12 protein-coding genes are annotated in these 15,482 nt (G+C 32.4%); all 12 read right to left on the reverse strand.

What is annotated here, in order from left to right:
- Position 1 precedes the first annotated feature (1 nt).
- Positions 2-1,465, reverse strand: coding sequence for an LptF/LptG family permease (locus tag GYM72_RS01225; RefSeq protein ID WP_160565977.1), 1,464 nt, complete (start codon positions 1,463-1,465; stop codon positions 2-4).
- A gap of 3 nt (positions 1,466-1,468) precedes the next feature.
- Entirely contained in the window at positions 1,469-2,092 is a 624-nt protein-coding gene (locus tag GYM72_RS01230; protein ID WP_220264425.1) for a hypothetical protein, read from the reverse strand.
- A 19-nt stretch (positions 2,093-2,111) separates the two neighbouring features.
- On the reverse strand, positions 2,112-4,592 hold the full coding sequence (locus GYM72_RS01235; protein WP_220264426.1) for a DNA translocase FtsK: 2,481 nt from the start codon (positions 4,590-4,592) through the stop codon (positions 2,112-2,114).
- A 149-nt stretch (positions 4,593-4,741) separates the two neighbouring features.
- Entirely contained in the window at positions 4,742-5,473 is a 732-nt protein-coding gene (locus tag GYM72_RS01240; protein ID WP_220264427.1) for a Bax inhibitor-1/YccA family protein, read from the reverse strand.
- 109 nt (positions 5,474-5,582) lie between these two features.
- On the reverse strand, positions 5,583-6,014 hold the full coding sequence (gene rpiB, locus GYM72_RS01245) for a ribose 5-phosphate isomerase B (protein WP_105297159.1): 432 nt from the start codon (positions 6,012-6,014) through the stop codon (positions 5,583-5,585).
- A 12-nt stretch (positions 6,015-6,026) separates the two neighbouring features.
- A complete protein-coding gene (gltX, locus tag GYM72_RS01250; RefSeq protein ID WP_220264428.1) occupies positions 6,027-7,535 on the reverse strand; it encodes a glutamate--tRNA ligase in 1,509 nt (502 codons plus the stop codon).
- A 68-nt stretch (positions 7,536-7,603) separates the two neighbouring features.
- Entirely contained in the window at positions 7,604-9,334 is a 1,731-nt protein-coding gene (locus GYM72_RS01255; RefSeq protein ID WP_220264429.1) for a hypothetical protein, read from the reverse strand.
- Positions 9,335-9,410: 76 nt separating this feature from the next.
- Positions 9,411-10,457 carry a ketol-acid reductoisomerase gene (ilvC, locus tag GYM72_RS01260; RefSeq protein ID WP_105297162.1) on the reverse strand — a complete coding sequence of 349 codons (1,047 nt, stop codon included), beginning with the start codon at positions 10,455-10,457 and terminating at the stop codon, positions 9,411-9,413.
- Positions 10,458-10,470: 13 nt separating this feature from the next.
- Positions 10,471-11,025 (reverse strand): acetolactate synthase small subunit, encoded by a 555-nt coding sequence (gene ilvN / locus GYM72_RS01265; protein WP_105297163.1) that lies wholly within the window; start codon positions 11,023-11,025, stop codon positions 10,471-10,473.
- A gap of 8 nt (positions 11,026-11,033) precedes the next feature.
- Positions 11,034-11,705, reverse strand: coding sequence for a class I SAM-dependent methyltransferase (locus tag GYM72_RS01270; RefSeq protein ID WP_220264430.1), 672 nt, complete (start codon positions 11,703-11,705; stop codon positions 11,034-11,036).
- A gap of 9 nt (positions 11,706-11,714) precedes the next feature.
- Positions 11,715-13,421, reverse strand: coding sequence for a biosynthetic-type acetolactate synthase large subunit (gene ilvB, locus GYM72_RS01275; protein ID WP_220264431.1), 1,707 nt, complete (start codon positions 13,419-13,421; stop codon positions 11,715-11,717).
- A 30-nt stretch (positions 13,422-13,451) separates the two neighbouring features.
- On the reverse strand, positions 13,452-15,278 hold the full coding sequence (gene ilvD, locus GYM72_RS01280; protein WP_220264432.1) for a dihydroxy-acid dehydratase: 1,827 nt from the start codon (positions 15,276-15,278) through the stop codon (positions 13,452-13,454).
- Between the last annotated feature and the right edge of the window lie 204 nt (positions 15,279-15,482).

Consider the following 15,482-nt stretch of genomic DNA (forward strand, 5'->3'; position numbering starts at 1 on the left):
ATCATTGGTATCTACTGTGTTCTAATTTTTTTTGTTTGATAAATTTACTAATAAATCTTTTAAAAGGTTTTAAATAATTATCCACGTCAAATAGTTCAGAATCTCTCATGGATTTTATAGTTAGAAAAATTCCAACAGGTAGAAATATTGCATTTGGAATCCAAGAAGCCCAATAGGCGTTGATTACCTGATTTTTCGCCAAATTTTCCATATAAAGCCCTAAAATATAAAAAATGATAAATATTATTATGGCTACAACAACAGGCAAACCGACACCTCCTTTTCTAATGATTGATCCCAGCGGAGCTCCTATTAAGAAAAATACAATACAGGTAACAGAATATGAAATGATATTTTTTTGCTGCCATAAAATCATTTTAGCTATAAATTTTTCAACCGCTTTCATTTCGGTGGCTTTTGAACCTAATTCATACTTTGAAAGAGTAACCTGATTTATGGCGGCTTTAACTAAATTATATTTAGTGTTTTCATCTAAGTTGGACCATTCAAACGGAAAATCTTCATTATAATGACTATAATCTAGGGAATCCAACGAGTTCGTTTCTCCTAACAAAAGTTTCATGCCATTTTCTCCAAGCCCTTTAAAGTACACAGTATTGGAAGTCTTGATGGAATCTATATAAGTGCTTAATTCCGATACTGATTTATATCTAAAATTATCCCCTTCGGATTGTTTATCTAGTGACTTTTTAATTATATCCGAAATATCGTAATATTGAGTTAAGGTGTCAAACTTAATGGAATTACCCGGTTGCTTTTTTAGTTCATTTAGATTTTTACCTTTAATGTTATCTTGATATATATATCCGTTATATAGTTCAATTTTTAAGTAATGGTTATCTTTGGAAATTATATTTCCTTTATCTGCTATAATGGTTTGTTGATCTTCAAAAGGGGATGCATTTTTATGAATAAATACTTGATCCCATTCACTATCATTTTTACCACTTTTCCTGCCAATTTTAATGCTTAAAGGATTCATTTCCTTAATAAATCGTCCTTCTTCAAAATTCAGCGCAGGTCTTGTTTGTGCAATATTGATGAGCATATTTCGCGCTCTTCGTTGGTTTTCGGGAAGTGTGGTGTTACAGAAATAAAATAACCAGATGGCCAGTAAGACTACAAGACTAAAAAGAGGATACATTATTCGGGCTAATGAAATTCCAGCTGATTTCATTGCAGCTAGTTCATAACGCTCTCCGAAACCACCAAATGTCATAATTGATGACAACAAGATAGTTAAAGGTAAAACGAGACGAATCACATCCAAGCCCAGATAATACAATAATTTAGATATGTCCCATAAGTTCAGTCCTTTACCTAAAAATTTATCCATTTGGTTAAAGGCAAACTGAACTACAAATATGAACATTAAAACGCTAAATATAAATAAAAAAGGACCAAAAAAAGTGCGGATAATATACCAGTCTAACTTTTTAATCATCTTTTATAACTCTGTTAGTGTGTAATCTTTATAGTTATTTTTATCAAATGTAAGTAAAGATTTATTTACAATTAAATTTTCTTTAAAATCAATAATCATTAAAATTAAAGAACTTCCGTCATTATAATTTTCAGATACTCTTAATATCTTATTATTAGAAAGAGCAAGAAGTATAGATTTTGATTTTTTGATATCAATAGGAACCAATTTAATAACGGAACATTTAACATTATTAATAGTTGTATTTCCTTCAAAAGTAATATTAAAACCGCTTTTATAAAGACTTAAAATATTGGTAGGAGATAGGCTTTCACCGTCTTCTTTGTCAGAAGAAGTGATTTCTTTATCTTCCTTGGAAATAGAGTAAATCTTATTTCCGTCATAAATTTGGGTAATACTGGGCAGAATTAAATGATACTTTTCTTTAGCGGCATAAACCTGTCCAATTTCAGATATACTTTTATGTCCGGGTATAGAATATAAATAATTGAATTTTACGTAAAATGTTGAATTTTGGCTGAGTTTCGCACTAGCTGTATCTAAAAGTCTTTTTGCTTCCGGATCAATTTTTTGAGCCCATATTAAAAATGAAGAACAAATAAATAAGAATGCAAATATCTTTTTCATATTATTAGGTAATGTTTTTTTAGGGGTTTAAATTTTCCAATAATTGTTCCAAACTAACCAGGTCAGAAACCAAAACTTTACGTGCCTTACTTCCTTCGAAAGCCCCAACAATGCCGAACGCTTCAAGTTGGTCCATAATTCTTCCGGCTCTATTATAACCCAATGATAATTTACGTTGAATCAAAGAGGTGGATCCTTGTTGAGCGGTTACAATTACTCGAGCAGCATCATTAAAAAGCTCATCTCTTTTTGCTTCAACCGCATCGTTTGAACTTACACTTGAATTTTCTTCATAAAATTCCGGCAATAAATAAGCATCCGGATATCCTTGTTGAGAACCAATATATTCTGTTATTTTATCAACTTCGGGTGTATCAACAAAGGCACATTGCATACGTATCAGTTCATTACCGGTGGTAAACAACATATCTCCTTTACCGATTAATTGATCGGCACCATTTCCATCTAAAATTGTCCTTGAATCTATTTTAGAAGTTACGCGGAATGCAACACGAGCGGGGAAGTTGGCTTTAATCATTCCGGTAATAACATTGACGGAAGGCCTTTGTGTAGCTATAATAAGATGAATTCCTATGGCTCTGGCCAACTGAGCTAGTCTGGCGATAGGAAGCTCTACTTCTTTTCCGGCGGTCATAATTAAATCAGCAAATTCATCAATAACCAAAACAATATACGGCAAGAATCGATGACCTTTTTCAGGATTTAATTTACGTTCCTTAAATTTTTGATTATATTCTTTGATGGTTCTTACATAAGCTGATTGGAGAAGCTTGTAACGATTATCCATTTCCACACAAAGTGAATTCAAAGTATTAATTACTTTAGTCGTATCGGTAATAATGGCTTCATCTGTATCCGGTAATTTTGCAAGAAAATGACGTTCAATTTTGTTGTATAAGGTAAGTTCCACCTTTTTAGGGTCTACAAATACGAATTTTAATTCACTAGGATGTTTTTTGTATAACAGAGAGGTTATAATGGCGTTTAATCCCACCGATTTTCCCTGTCCTGTAGCCCCGGCCATGAGCATGTGAGGCATTTTAGCTAAATCTGTAACGAAAGTTTCATTAGATATGGTTTTTCCAAAAACAATAGGTAATTCCATATCGATTTTTTGAAATTTTTGAGAAGCGATAACCGAACGCATGGAAACCATCGTTGCGGAGCTATTGGGTACTTCAATACCAATAGTTCCTTTTCCGGGTATCGGAGCAATAATACGAATTCCTAAAGCTGCAAGACTAAGGGCTATATCATCTTCCAAATTTTTAATTTTGGAAATACGGATACCTGCTTCAGGAATAATTTCATATAAAGTTACTGTTGGGCCGACGGTTGCTTTGATACTTGAAATTCCAATGCCATAATTTGCAAGAGTTGTTACAATTTTATTTTTATTTTCTTCTAACTCTTCACTGTTTATTGTTATATTATTATTCGTATTATAATTAGTTAAAAGATCAAGAGTAGGGTATTTATATTTAGGTAAATCTAATTTAGGATCATAAGGTCCGAATTGATCATAAATATTTTTATTAGGCTCATTTTCAGATAAAATTTCTTCTTTTTTAGTTTCTTCTATAGTCAGAGAAATATCATCTTCAACCGTTTCTTCAGTAGTAGGAATATCAATTTCTAATTCTGTAGAATGAGTGGTTGTGTCAGGATGGGAAGATTCTTCTATCAGAATATTGGTATTGGATAAATTTATAGGATTACTTTCCTCTTCTATTAGTGATTCGGCTTGTTGTGTACCTGTTAAATTTTCTTCTTGAATTTCATTTTTTGTTGGAACTTTTGCGATAACAGTCTCAGATTGAACGGTTTTAGGATCTTTTATTTTCTCATAAATTTGGTCTTCTTCAAAAGGTTCTTTTAAAACATCCTCTTCTTTTTCTTTTTTAGACGGTTTGAAAGAAGGTGTTGAATGCAATTTAGATTTTACATGATCCACGCTCAAATTAAATTCAAGGATAAAATATATTGACAAGGTCAGTAACAATATAATACCTGTACCCACACTGCCCAATAATGATTTTAAATAATCATATACTTCATAGCCTATCAAACCGGAAAGCAACCATTTAGATCCGAAAATCATAGCTAGAAATATAGGGGTCCAAATAATAAAGAAAATTCCATGAGAGAGGAGTTTCCAAATTTTTAGAATTTCTTTATTAAATAATACTTTAAAAGATAAAATAAATAAGAAGAACGGAATAAAAAATGCAATAATTCCTACACCGTCAAAAATAAATATTTCCCCTAAGTAAGCGCCCGTTTTACCGATTATATTTTGCGCTGTAACATTTTTATTTAGATAAGAAGTTAATTGGCTTTGATCTTCTTTCCAATTAAAGTAAAATGAGAGGAATGAAATAAATAAGATGATGGAAAAGCTAAATAAAACTAAACCAAGGATTGTTTTTAATAAGGGCTTTTTTTTATTATTTTTATTATCTTGTGGATTGTTCTCCATATTTATTTATAAATAAATTTAAAATTACAAATTTTATAGTTTCTATTAGATTTATATTTTGTTTTAATAATGGTATTTTATTATATATAAATAGGTGAATAAAAACTTTATTCACCTATAAAATATTTTAACGTTTTCAAAAAGTAAATTTATCTTCTTGAACCAAGAAATCTAAGTAAAAATAAGAAAAGGTTAATAAAATCTAAATAGAGAGACAAGGCACCTTGAATCGCTATTTTAGAATAACTTTCTCCATCTTCAGAGTTTATTTGTGATCCTATATTTTTCAGAGTTTGAGTATCATAAGCAATTAATCCCACAAATATTAAAACTCCAACCACTGAAATAATTAAATCCAACATGGAGTTATTTAAGAAAATATTGACAACTATGGCTAATAGTACACCTAGTAAAGCCATGGATAGAATTCTTCCAAATTTTGTAAGATCTGTTTTGGTAAAATAACCATATAAACTCATTATAGCAAATGTACCGGCAGTAATAAAAAATGTGGTAGCTATAGATGGCAAGGTATAAGCCAAGAAAATCATAGCCAAAGTCATTCCGTTTAAAAAAGAATAAAACAAAAAGACTGCCGATGCTAATCCTAAAGTCATTTTATGGATTGCTCCGCTTAAAGCAAATACTAATCCTAATTCGCCTAAAATTAAAGCATAATATAAGAAAGTAGGGCCGGTAGTACCAAACATTAAGCTTAATAATCCAGGAGAATTAGCTGTAAAATAAGCAGTAAAACCACTTATAAATAAAGCCAAGCTCATCCACATATATACTTTAGATATAAATGTAGCTTGCTGTTTAGCTATGGCATTTTTTTGAAACGATGGTTCAAGTGTGTTTCCGTAATCTTTATAATCCATTTGCTTAATTATTTATTATTTCAAATATACAATATTTTGTATTACATAAAAAGTCAATATCTATTCCAAAAATTATTTATGAAATTTTGTCATATTTATAAAATTCGCTTTACCATTTGGATATCTTATCTACACGCATTTGATGTCTTCCCCCTTCAAATTGAGTGGATAAAAAAGTATCAATTATATCCTGAGCTAATTCTTTGGCAATAAAACGCGCAGGAATGGAAAGCACATTTGCATTATTATGTTGTCTGGCTAAACGAGCAATATCTGTTTGCCAACATAGAGCACAACGTATTCCGGAATGTTTATTTGCGGTTATGGATACCCCTTCGCCACTGCCGCAGAAAAGTATGCCGAAATCAAATTCATTTTTCTCAACTGCAATAGCTAAAGGATGTACAAAATCCGGATAGTCTACACTTTCTCCCGAATAGGTTCCAAAGTCATGTACCTGATTTCCTTTTTCAGTGAGATATTTAAATATATAATTTTTATATTCAAATCCTGCATGATCTGAAGCTAATGCGATTTTCATGACCTATTATTTTTAAATTTTTGATTCTAAATTTTTTAAACGTTGTAAGCTTTCTGTTTTTCCTATTATTTCCATAATAACCGGAATATCCGGTCCTTTAAGATCACCAACTAGAGCTAAACGTAAGGGTTGCATTACTTTTCCAAATCCCAATCCTGAGTTTTCCACAAATTCATGAATCTTGTCATGTAATTCTTTTTCGGTGAATGAAACAGACTCCAGATTAGAAATTAATTGAGTAAGTATTGCTTTTGTATCGTCTTTAACAACCTTTTTATAACTTTTTTCTTGATAAGTTGAAGGCGTAATCCAGAAAAAAGAACCTACTTCCCATATTTCTTTTACAAAATTAACTCTTTCTTTTAATAGTTCGATGATTCGAATATCTTTAGTATCATCTGTCTTAATACCTTTTTCTTTCAAAATTTTTTTAAATTCAGGGAGTAAGTCAGAGGCTTTGGATTTTATAATATATTCATGATTAAACCATTTTGCTTTATCAGGATTGAAACGAGCTCCTGCTTTATGGACTTTCTCCAATTCAAACTCTTGAATCATTTCGTTTAGAGATAGTATTTCCTTGTCATCGGAAGGTGACCATCCTAATAATGCCAACATATTTATAAAAGCTTCAGGTAGATAACCCTCTTCTCTGTATCCTATGGAAGAAGTACCTTCTTTTTCATTTTTCCAAGCAAGAGGAAATACAGGAAATCCGTATTTATCTCCATCTCGTTTGCTCAATTTACCCTTACCTTCCGGTTTTAAAATCAAAGGCAAATGGGCAAATTCCGGTGATTTCCATCCCAATGCTTCATAGAGCAATACATGTAAGGCCAGGGAAGGAAGCCATTCCTCTCCTCTTATCACATGGGTAATTTTCATGGTATGGTCATCTACAATATTGGCAAAATGATAGGTAGGCATTCCGTCAGTCTTAACTAAAACTTTATCATCTAAAATAGATGTATCTATGGAAAAGTTGCCTCGAATAATATCTTTTAAAACCAAAGTTCTGTGTGGTGGGATTTTAAATCGGATCACATAAGGAACTCCCTCGTTTAATTTTTTTTGAACTTCATCGGGCGATAGAGAGAGGCTGTTATTGAGTTGATTTCTGACTTCATGGTTGTAAGAAAATACTTTACCTTGTTCTTCATACTCTTTTCGTAACTTTTCTAATTCTTCTGGCGTGTCAAAAGCCAGATATGCGAAATCTGTTTTAAGTATTTCTTCGATATATTTTTTATAGATGTCTTTTCTTTCAGATTGTTTATATGGAGCATAGGGTCCTCCTTTTTCCGGACTTTCATCCAATTCTAAGCCACACCATTTCAACGATTCACTTATGTATTTTTCGGCATCTTCAACATAGCGGTTTTGATCGGTATCTTCAATGCGCAAGATAAATTTTCCCTTATTTTTTTTTGCAAAGAGATAATTATATAAAGCGGTTCTTACTCCTCCAATATGTAAATATCCGGTAGGACTAGGTGCAAATCGAACTCTGATTTCTGACATTTTCTATATTTTTCTACGCAAAAGTAACAAAGAAAAAATATATATTATAGAGAATTGAAACTTAAATTTCACTTAATTTTTTTATAAGATTGATAGTAATTGAAAATCTTATTATATTGATTATCTAAATATCGTAATAAATTACTTTTATCTTTTTCATTAAATTCAGCTATAAATCGGGTCGTATTTTTTCCTTTAGCTCCAAAGAATTGTAGATTTTTATCATCTTCTGAATAAGGAATCTCGGTCACTTTATAAGTAATATTATTTTCTTCCAATCTAGTTACGTTTGATTTAAAAAAATAATCGATAAGAATAGGGGATTTGTTCTCAAGCTTTTTCATTTGAGAAATTTGATAATGGGTATTTAGACTAAGATAAAAATTTAAGGTAAGCGAAATTATGATGAACATTAACGTATTAATGCTAATAATTAATAGAGTTATAAGAGTTCCGAATTTTAGATATTTAGAATTTATTGATTTATATTCCATTATTAAAAGAATTAAAACTGGGCATAAATAAAGTTGCGGAACCATTCTAGCAAACCAAAAATCTGGAAATGATAAAATACTTGCAATAACCCCTAAAATTAAATAGTACAATCCTGAAGGAGCTTTAGAAGGAATAAAAAAAGAAATAATGAAAAGAAGGGTCGATAGAATAACAATTCCTCCAAAGAAAGGTCCAAATCCCCCATAAGTAATGGTTACATCACTAAGAACTTTAATTTCGGATAGTTTTAATGAAAAAGGTATTTTTAAATTTGTTGTTTTTTTGCTGCCACCGGTATAAGAAAAATATGATATAAAGGCTTTTTCAATTCTGTTTTTTTTGTAAAAATCATAATTTACATGAGAGGATAGTAAGTTTTCTATTTTTTCTTTACCAAATGCGGGATGAAAAACGTGATGATTATTTTTTAAATTGGTGAAATAGGGATTTATATTGGTTATTGGAAAGATGATTATTCCGGATATTAAAAATGGAAATAGGTACTTAAATTTAAATTTATGATCTTTCCATAAATATATAAAAGAAAATAATACAAATATAAAAACTAATAAAATAGAAGTGAATTTCAGTGATGAGAAAATTGATAATGTAAATATAAAAGTCGCTACATCAATTTTGTTATATCTTTTCAATAGGCAACTAAAAGAACAAATTAGTATGATTAAGCAAGAATACATGAAACCGTCTAAATAATGGGTAAATAGTTCAGTAACTACTATTGGATTTATACATATAAGAAACGTATATAGATATCTTTTCAACTTGCTTAACTGAGTTTGTTTAAGCAATTTAAAAACATATATTAGAGAAGCTATCAGAACAATTATATTGATAAGCTTTCCTGATTCTACTTTTTGAGTAAAAGAGTAAATAGAGGCGGCTATAATTTCATATCCTTTTGGATAGGATTGAACATATATTTGTGCAACATTAGTTTTTGATATTTCATAGATTGGATTCCATCCATTCTTTAGATTTATAATACTTTCTAAATGATACCATTGACCATCGGCAGATAGATCATAGAAAAATATACTAAGTGAATATGATATAAGGTAAAATAAAAGAGTTAAAAACCATTCGTACCAATGAGTTTTTCTTGTTAAGAAAAAAAGGATGAAATAAGATAATATAAACGAAAAAAGTATTGTAAATCCAGAGAGGCTGATTTTACATATAAATAATAGATTTGATAAAAATAATGTTGTGAAAAGGGGAGATAGTAAAAGAAAAATTAATACGGATGAATTTAGAAGAGTAGATTTTTTAGTAATTATAAACATTTAAATGTAATTTTAATTTGTAAATATAAAAAAAGGAATATGTATTTTGCATATTCCTTTTTTTATATAATACTAATTAATTATTTTCCGGTCGTAATTCTCTAACAACAGCTCCGGCCTTCCACATTTCACTTTCACGAAGAGCCTTAAGTTCTTCTTCCAATTTTTCGCGATAGTCAGGCTTAGAGTTGGTATCGATTGATCTTTGTGCTTCATTTCCTGAAGCTACTTCTGCATATAACTTAGCAAATACAGGTTTAGTGGCATCATGAAAAGGGGTCATCCAGTCTAATGCACCTCTTTGTGCAGTAGTAGAACAGTTTGCATACATCCAGTCCATACCTTTTTCAGCAAAAAGAGGCATTAAAGATTGTGTAAGTTCTTCTACTGTTTCATTGAAAGCTTCAGATGGAGTATGTCCGTTTTCACGTAACACTTCATATTGAGCTAATAAAATTCCTTGAATAGCACCCATTAAAGTACCTCTTTCCCCTGTTAGATCAGAATAAACTTCACGTTTAAAGTCAGTTTCAAATAAATATCCGGAGCCAACACCAATACCTAAAGCGATAGTTCTGTCTTTAGCTTTACCGGTAGCATCCTGGAAAATTGCATAACTGGAGTTTAACCCTCTTCCTTCTAAGAACATACGTCTAAGGCTGGTTCCTGATCCTTTAGGTGCAACTAAAATTACATCAATATCTTTAGGAGGTATAATTCCGGTGCGGTCGTTAAAAGTAATACCGAAACCATGAGAAAAATATAAAGCTTTACCGGCAGTTAAATGAGGTTTTAATTTAGGCCAAACCTCAATTTGTGCGGCATCTGACAATAAATATTGAATAATTGTTCCTTTTGATGCTGCTTCTTCTATATCAAATAAAGTTTCACCCGGAACCCAACCGTCAGCAATAGCCTTATCCCAAGTTTTACCTCCTTTACGTTGTCCAACGATTACATTGAAGCCGTTATCTCTTAAATTTAATGCTTGTCCGGGACCTTGTACTCCATATCCAATAACAGCAATGGTTTCATCTTTTAATGTTTCCCTAGCTTTTTCTAAAGGAAACTCATCACGAGTAATTACATTTTCAATTACTCCACCAAAATTCATTTGTGCCATCTTGTTAGTATTTTTAATTTTTTATTAAAGATTCTTTTATTTTTAATTCACTTAACATATCACTTAAGCGTTCTATTTTTGAAGTATTTACAGCTATTCTTCCAGAACGAATAAATTGCAATACTTTTATATTTTCACTCAATTCTTGAAACAAAGCTTGCGTATCGGTGTAATGCCCTGTTTTTTGAATGACAACACAAATCTCGTTAATTTCAAGTATCTGAGCATTATATTTTCTAATTAAATTTTCCACCGAACCAATTTTTAAAAATTCAGGAGTGGGTAATTTATACAAAGCAATTTCCTGATGAATTAATTCATCGTCGGTATTATAGTAAGATTTCAACACATCCACGCATTTGTCGATTTGTTTTACTACTTTTTCAATCATTTCTTTATCACAAAGTACCGTAATGGTAAATTTATGTATGCCTTCAATAGCTGACGGTGATACCGATAAAGTTTCAATGTTTAAAAATCTTCTGGTAAAAACACTGGTTACTTGACCTAAAAGTCCTACAGTGTTTTCAGAAAATATAGTTACAGTATATAACGTTTTATTTTTCATGGTTATTTCTACTTTTTAGCATATAAAACAGCAAAGTCATAATATTTATAAAGACAATCAACATGTTTAAAACCCGCATCTTTCAGCCATTTTAATTGGGCAAGTATGGGACTTCTTTTGTCTAATTTAATTCTTTCATACGAAGCATTAATTTCATCAGCGGTAAGTCCGCTGTTTTCAATTTGATATCTCCAACGAGTATCATAAAATTTTGAAAAATAATCATCTTCACCGCAAACTTGCTCTGCATTTATAAATGTTCCCTCCTCTTTAAGATAAGAAAAAATGGAATTATATAGTTTAATTTTATCCGAGTCTTCCAAGTGATGAATAGCCAATGAGGACACGACGGCATCAAATGGTTGTGTCGATGTATAAGTGGTAAAATCTTGTCGAATTATATGGATAGAAGTATTAGTTTCAAACCTATTTTTAGCAACTTCTAACATTTTTTCTGACAGATCAACCAAAGTAATTTGAGCATTTGGATATTTTTGAAGAACAAATTCGGATAATAATCCGGTACCGGCCCCTAAATCTAAAATTTTAGGAGAAGATGATGTAAGGTTTATATTTTCAACCGCTATTTTATAAAAATCTTGAAAACAGGGAATTAATTTTCTTCGCTGTTTATCGTATTGTTGGGCGACAGAGTTAAATTGAGTTTCAATAGTTTCCATAACATAGATTTATATTTGGTTAGTTTCTCCTAATAAAATGTTAGTTACACACGAACCGGCCGGAATCATCGGATATACCATACCCTGAATTTCAACCTGAACATCTAACAAGTAAGATCCCTTATGATTAATCATTTCTTCAATTGCCTGATCCAACTCTTCTCTTTTGCTTATGGTTTTAGATTTAATATTGTAGGCCTTAGCAATAGCTTCAAAATTTGGATTTTTCATAAGAGTTTCAGAATATCTTTTGTCAAAAAACAATTCTTGCCATTGACGCACCATACCTAGAAAATGGTTGTTTAATATGATAATTTTTACATCAATGTCATATTGCATGATCGTTCCCAATTCTTGAATCGTCATTTGAATTCCGCCATCGCCCACAAATAAACAAACGGTTCGATCAGGAGCACCAATTTTTGCACCAATGGCAGCCGGCAAACCAAATCCCATAGTACCAAGTCCGCCGGAAGTTATAACACTTCGGCTTTGTTTATATTTAAAATACCGAACGCCCATCATTTGGTTTTGTCCAACATCGGTAACTAAAATACCTTCATGATGGGTGGCTTCAGATACTTTTCTTACGACTTCTCCCATTTTTAAGCTCCCAAATTCAGGATACAATTCTTTTTCAATTACAGCATCGTATTCTTTCTCGTAATATTCTTTAAAACTGTCTAACCATTCGGTGTGTTTATTTTCGTTTACTAATTGGGTTACCTCAGCTAAAGTTGCTTTAGCATCCCCTAAAACTTTTACATGAGTTTTTACGTTTTTATCAATTTCGGAAGGATCAATATCAAAATGAATAATTTTTGCCTGTTTAGCATACGTTTTTAAATCACCGGTTACCCGATCATCAAATCGCATACCTATAGCTATTAAAACATCACATTCATTAGTTTTCACATTTGGGGCTACATTACCATGCATACCTAAAAGTCCCACATTTAAAGGGTGGTCAGTAGGAATGGCTGATAAACCTAACATCGTGGATGCGGCGGGAATATCAGCTTTTTCCAAAAACTTTTTAAGTTCTTCTTCCGCTCCGCTTAAAATAACTCCTTGACCGATTAACGCCAACGGTTTTTTAGCTTCATTGATAAGTTTGGCTGCTTCACGGATTTCTTCCGGTTTTAAATCCGGAATGGGTTGATAACTTCTTATAAAATTGATTTTTGCAGGGGCATATTCGATTTGTCCTTGCAAAGCATCTTTGGTTATGTCTAAAACTACCGGACCTTTACGACCATTACTGGCTATATAAAAAGCTCTGGCTACAGCCCAGGGAATATCTTCTGCATTTCGTATCTGATACGTCCATTTGCTGATCGGCTTAGTTATTCCTACTACATCAGCTTCTTGAAAAGCATCACTTCCCAGTAAACCGGAAAATACTTGTCCCGAAATTACTACCAGGGGAGTACTGTCAATCATGGCATCTGCTATCCCGGTTACTGTGTTAGTGGCACCCGGACCGGAAGTTACCAAAACGATTCCGGGTTTGCCTTTTGCACGGGCATAGCCTTGTGCAGCATGCGCCGCCGCCTGTTCATGACGTACAAGAATATGATTGATTTTATCTTTATAATCGTATAAAGCATCGAATACCGGCATAATAGCGCCTCCCGGATATCCGAATATGGTATCTACCCCTTCTTTAAGTAAGGATTGTATTAAAGCCTCACTTCCTGAAATATTAGTATTCATAGTCTTTATTCTTATTGTTTAGTCATTTTATTATATTATTCTTACTGCCCCTAAATCAGCAGAGCTAACCATACTAGCATAAGCTTTTAAAGCTTTTGAAATTTTTCGATCTCTTTGCGGTTTAAATGCATTTGATCCTTTGGAAATTTCTTGTTCTCTTCGAAATTTCAATTCTTCATCGGATATTTTAACATTAATGGTTCGATTAGGAATATCGATTTCAATGATGTCTCCGTCTTCAACTAAACCGATGGCTCCTCCGGCTGCAGCTTCTGGAGAAACGTGCCCTATAGATAAACCGGAAGTTCCTCCCGAAAATCTACCATCTGTAATTAAGGCGCATTCTTTTCCTAAGTGCTTAGATTTTATGTATGAAGTAGGATAGAGCATTTCTTGCATGCCGGGTCCTCCTTTAGGTCCTTCATAAGTAATAATTACTACATCACCCGATTGAACTTTTCCCGATAAAATCCCCTCACAAGCGGCATCTTGAGATTGAAATACTTTGGCAGTTCCTGTAAACTTAAATATACTTTCGTCCACACCTGCTGTTTTAACTACACAGCCGTTTAGAGCAATGTTTCCTTTTAATATAGCTAAACCACCATCTTTAGTATAGGCATGATTCCAATTTCGAATACATCCTTCGGAACGATCGGTATCCAGAGTAGAATAGGTTGAATTTTGCGATCCCATTACTAAATTAAATTTATTCCCCGGTGCCGACTGGTATAAATCTAATGCTTCTTGAGTAGGGTTTGGTTTAGTAATATCGTATATATCTATTGCTTCCTTTAAAGTGTAACCATCGATACGGTGGGTAGATGTATCTATTAAATCAGCTTTAGCCAATTCTCCTAAAATACCCATAATTCCTCCCGCTCTATTTACATCTTGTATATGATATTTAGTTGTATTAGGAGCAACTTTACAAAGACATGGTGTTTTTCTTGATAATGCATCAATATCATCCATAGTGAAATCTACTTCAGCTTCATTGGCGATAGCTAATAAATGAAGAATAGTGTTTGTAGAACCACCCATTGCTATATCTAGCGCCATTGAATTTAAAAAAGCTTGTTTCGTTGCAATATTTCTAGGTAAAACCGTTTCGTCTCCCTCTTGATAATATCTATAAGCGTTTTTGACAATTAGGGCAGCTGCATCCTTGAATAATTTTTTTCTGTTTGCATGAGTAGCTACTATAGTTCCATTTCCGGGAAGTGCTAATCCAATTGCTTCGTTTAAACAATTCATGGAATTAGCCGTAAACATACCGGAACATGAACCGCAAGTTGGACAGGCAGATCGTTCAATGGCATTCACCTCTTTATCTGAAACCGTCGAGTCTGCAGATTTAATCATAGCATCGATTAAATCTAAATGTTGATTATTTAATTCTCCGGCTTCCATAGGACCTCCGGAAACAAATATAGTCGGTATGTTAAGGCGCATGGAGGCCATTAGCATACCCGGAGTAATTTTATCACAGTTACTTATGCAAATCATGGCATCTGCTTTATGCGCATTTACCATATATTCAACACTATCGGCAATTAAATCCCTGGAAGGAAGAGAATATAGCATTCCATCGTGTCCCATGGCTATTCCGTCGTCAATGGCAATGGTATTGAATTCGGCAGCAAAACAGCCTAAAGCTTCTATTTCTGATTTTACAAATTGACCTATTTGATGCAAGTGCACGTGTCCGGGTACAAATTGAGTAAATGAATTGACAATTGCGATTAAAGGCTTCCCCATTTGTTCCTCGCGCATACCATTAGCTCTCCATAGAGCTCGGGCTCCAGCCATTCTTCGACCATGTGTACTGGTGTGACTTCTTAACTGGTATTTCATTTTTTTAGTTTATTTTATTTTTTATAAAATTTAAGCCCTTTCCTTAATAAGAGAAAGGGCTTATGAATATTTTTAATAACTACAATTGATTTTACGTATATCCCTTTCTCTGATTAATATATATTGACCAGAACGAGAAGAAGTAATAGTATGTAGTTAGGTTGATACATTGGTTTTAAGTATAAATTTTATAATAATGGGACA

Source organism: Apibacter sp. ESL0404, from assembly GCF_019469245.1.
GTDB lineage: Bacteria > Bacteroidota > Bacteroidia > Flavobacteriales > Weeksellaceae > Apibacter.

Bases quoted from the DNA above. Each gene is read 5' to 3' on its own strand.
- GYM72_RS01225 (WP_160565977.1), bottom strand. From the start codon at position 1,465: ATGATTAAAAAGTTAGACTGGTATATTATCCGCACTTTTTTTGGTCCT.
- GYM72_RS01230 (WP_220264425.1), bottom strand. From the start codon at position 2,092: ATGAAAAAGATATTTGCATTCTTATTTATTTGTTCTTCATTTTTAATA.
- GYM72_RS01235 (WP_220264426.1), bottom strand. From the start codon at position 4,592: ATGGAGAACAATCCACAAGATAATAAAAATAATAAAAAAAAGCCCTTA.
- GYM72_RS01240 (WP_220264427.1), bottom strand. From the start codon at position 5,473: ATGGATTATAAAGATTACGGAAACACACTTGAACCATCGTTTCAAAAA.
- rpiB (WP_105297159.1), bottom strand. From the start codon at position 6,014: ATGAAAATCGCATTAGCTTCAGATCATGCAGGATTTGAATATAAAAAT.
- gltX (WP_220264428.1), bottom strand. From the start codon at position 7,535: ATGTCAGAAATCAGAGTTCGATTTGCACCTAGTCCTACCGGATATTTA.
- GYM72_RS01255 (WP_220264429.1), bottom strand. From the start codon at position 9,334: ATGTTTATAATTACTAAAAAATCTACTCTTCTAAATTCATCCGTATTA.
- ilvC (WP_105297162.1), bottom strand. From the start codon at position 10,457: ATGGCACAAATGAATTTTGGTGGAGTAATTGAAAATGTAATTACTCGT.
- ilvN (WP_105297163.1), bottom strand. From the start codon at position 11,025: ATGAAAAATAAAACGTTATATACTGTAACTATATTTTCTGAAAACACT.
- GYM72_RS01270 (WP_220264430.1), bottom strand. From the start codon at position 11,705: ATGGAAACTATTGAAACTCAATTTAACTCTGTCGCCCAACAATACGAT.
- ilvB (WP_220264431.1), bottom strand. From the start codon at position 13,421: ATGAATACTAATATTTCAGGAAGTGAGGCTTTAATACAATCCTTACTT.
- ilvD (WP_220264432.1), bottom strand. From the start codon at position 15,278: ATGAAATACCAGTTAAGAAGTCACACCAGTACACATGGTCGAAGAATG.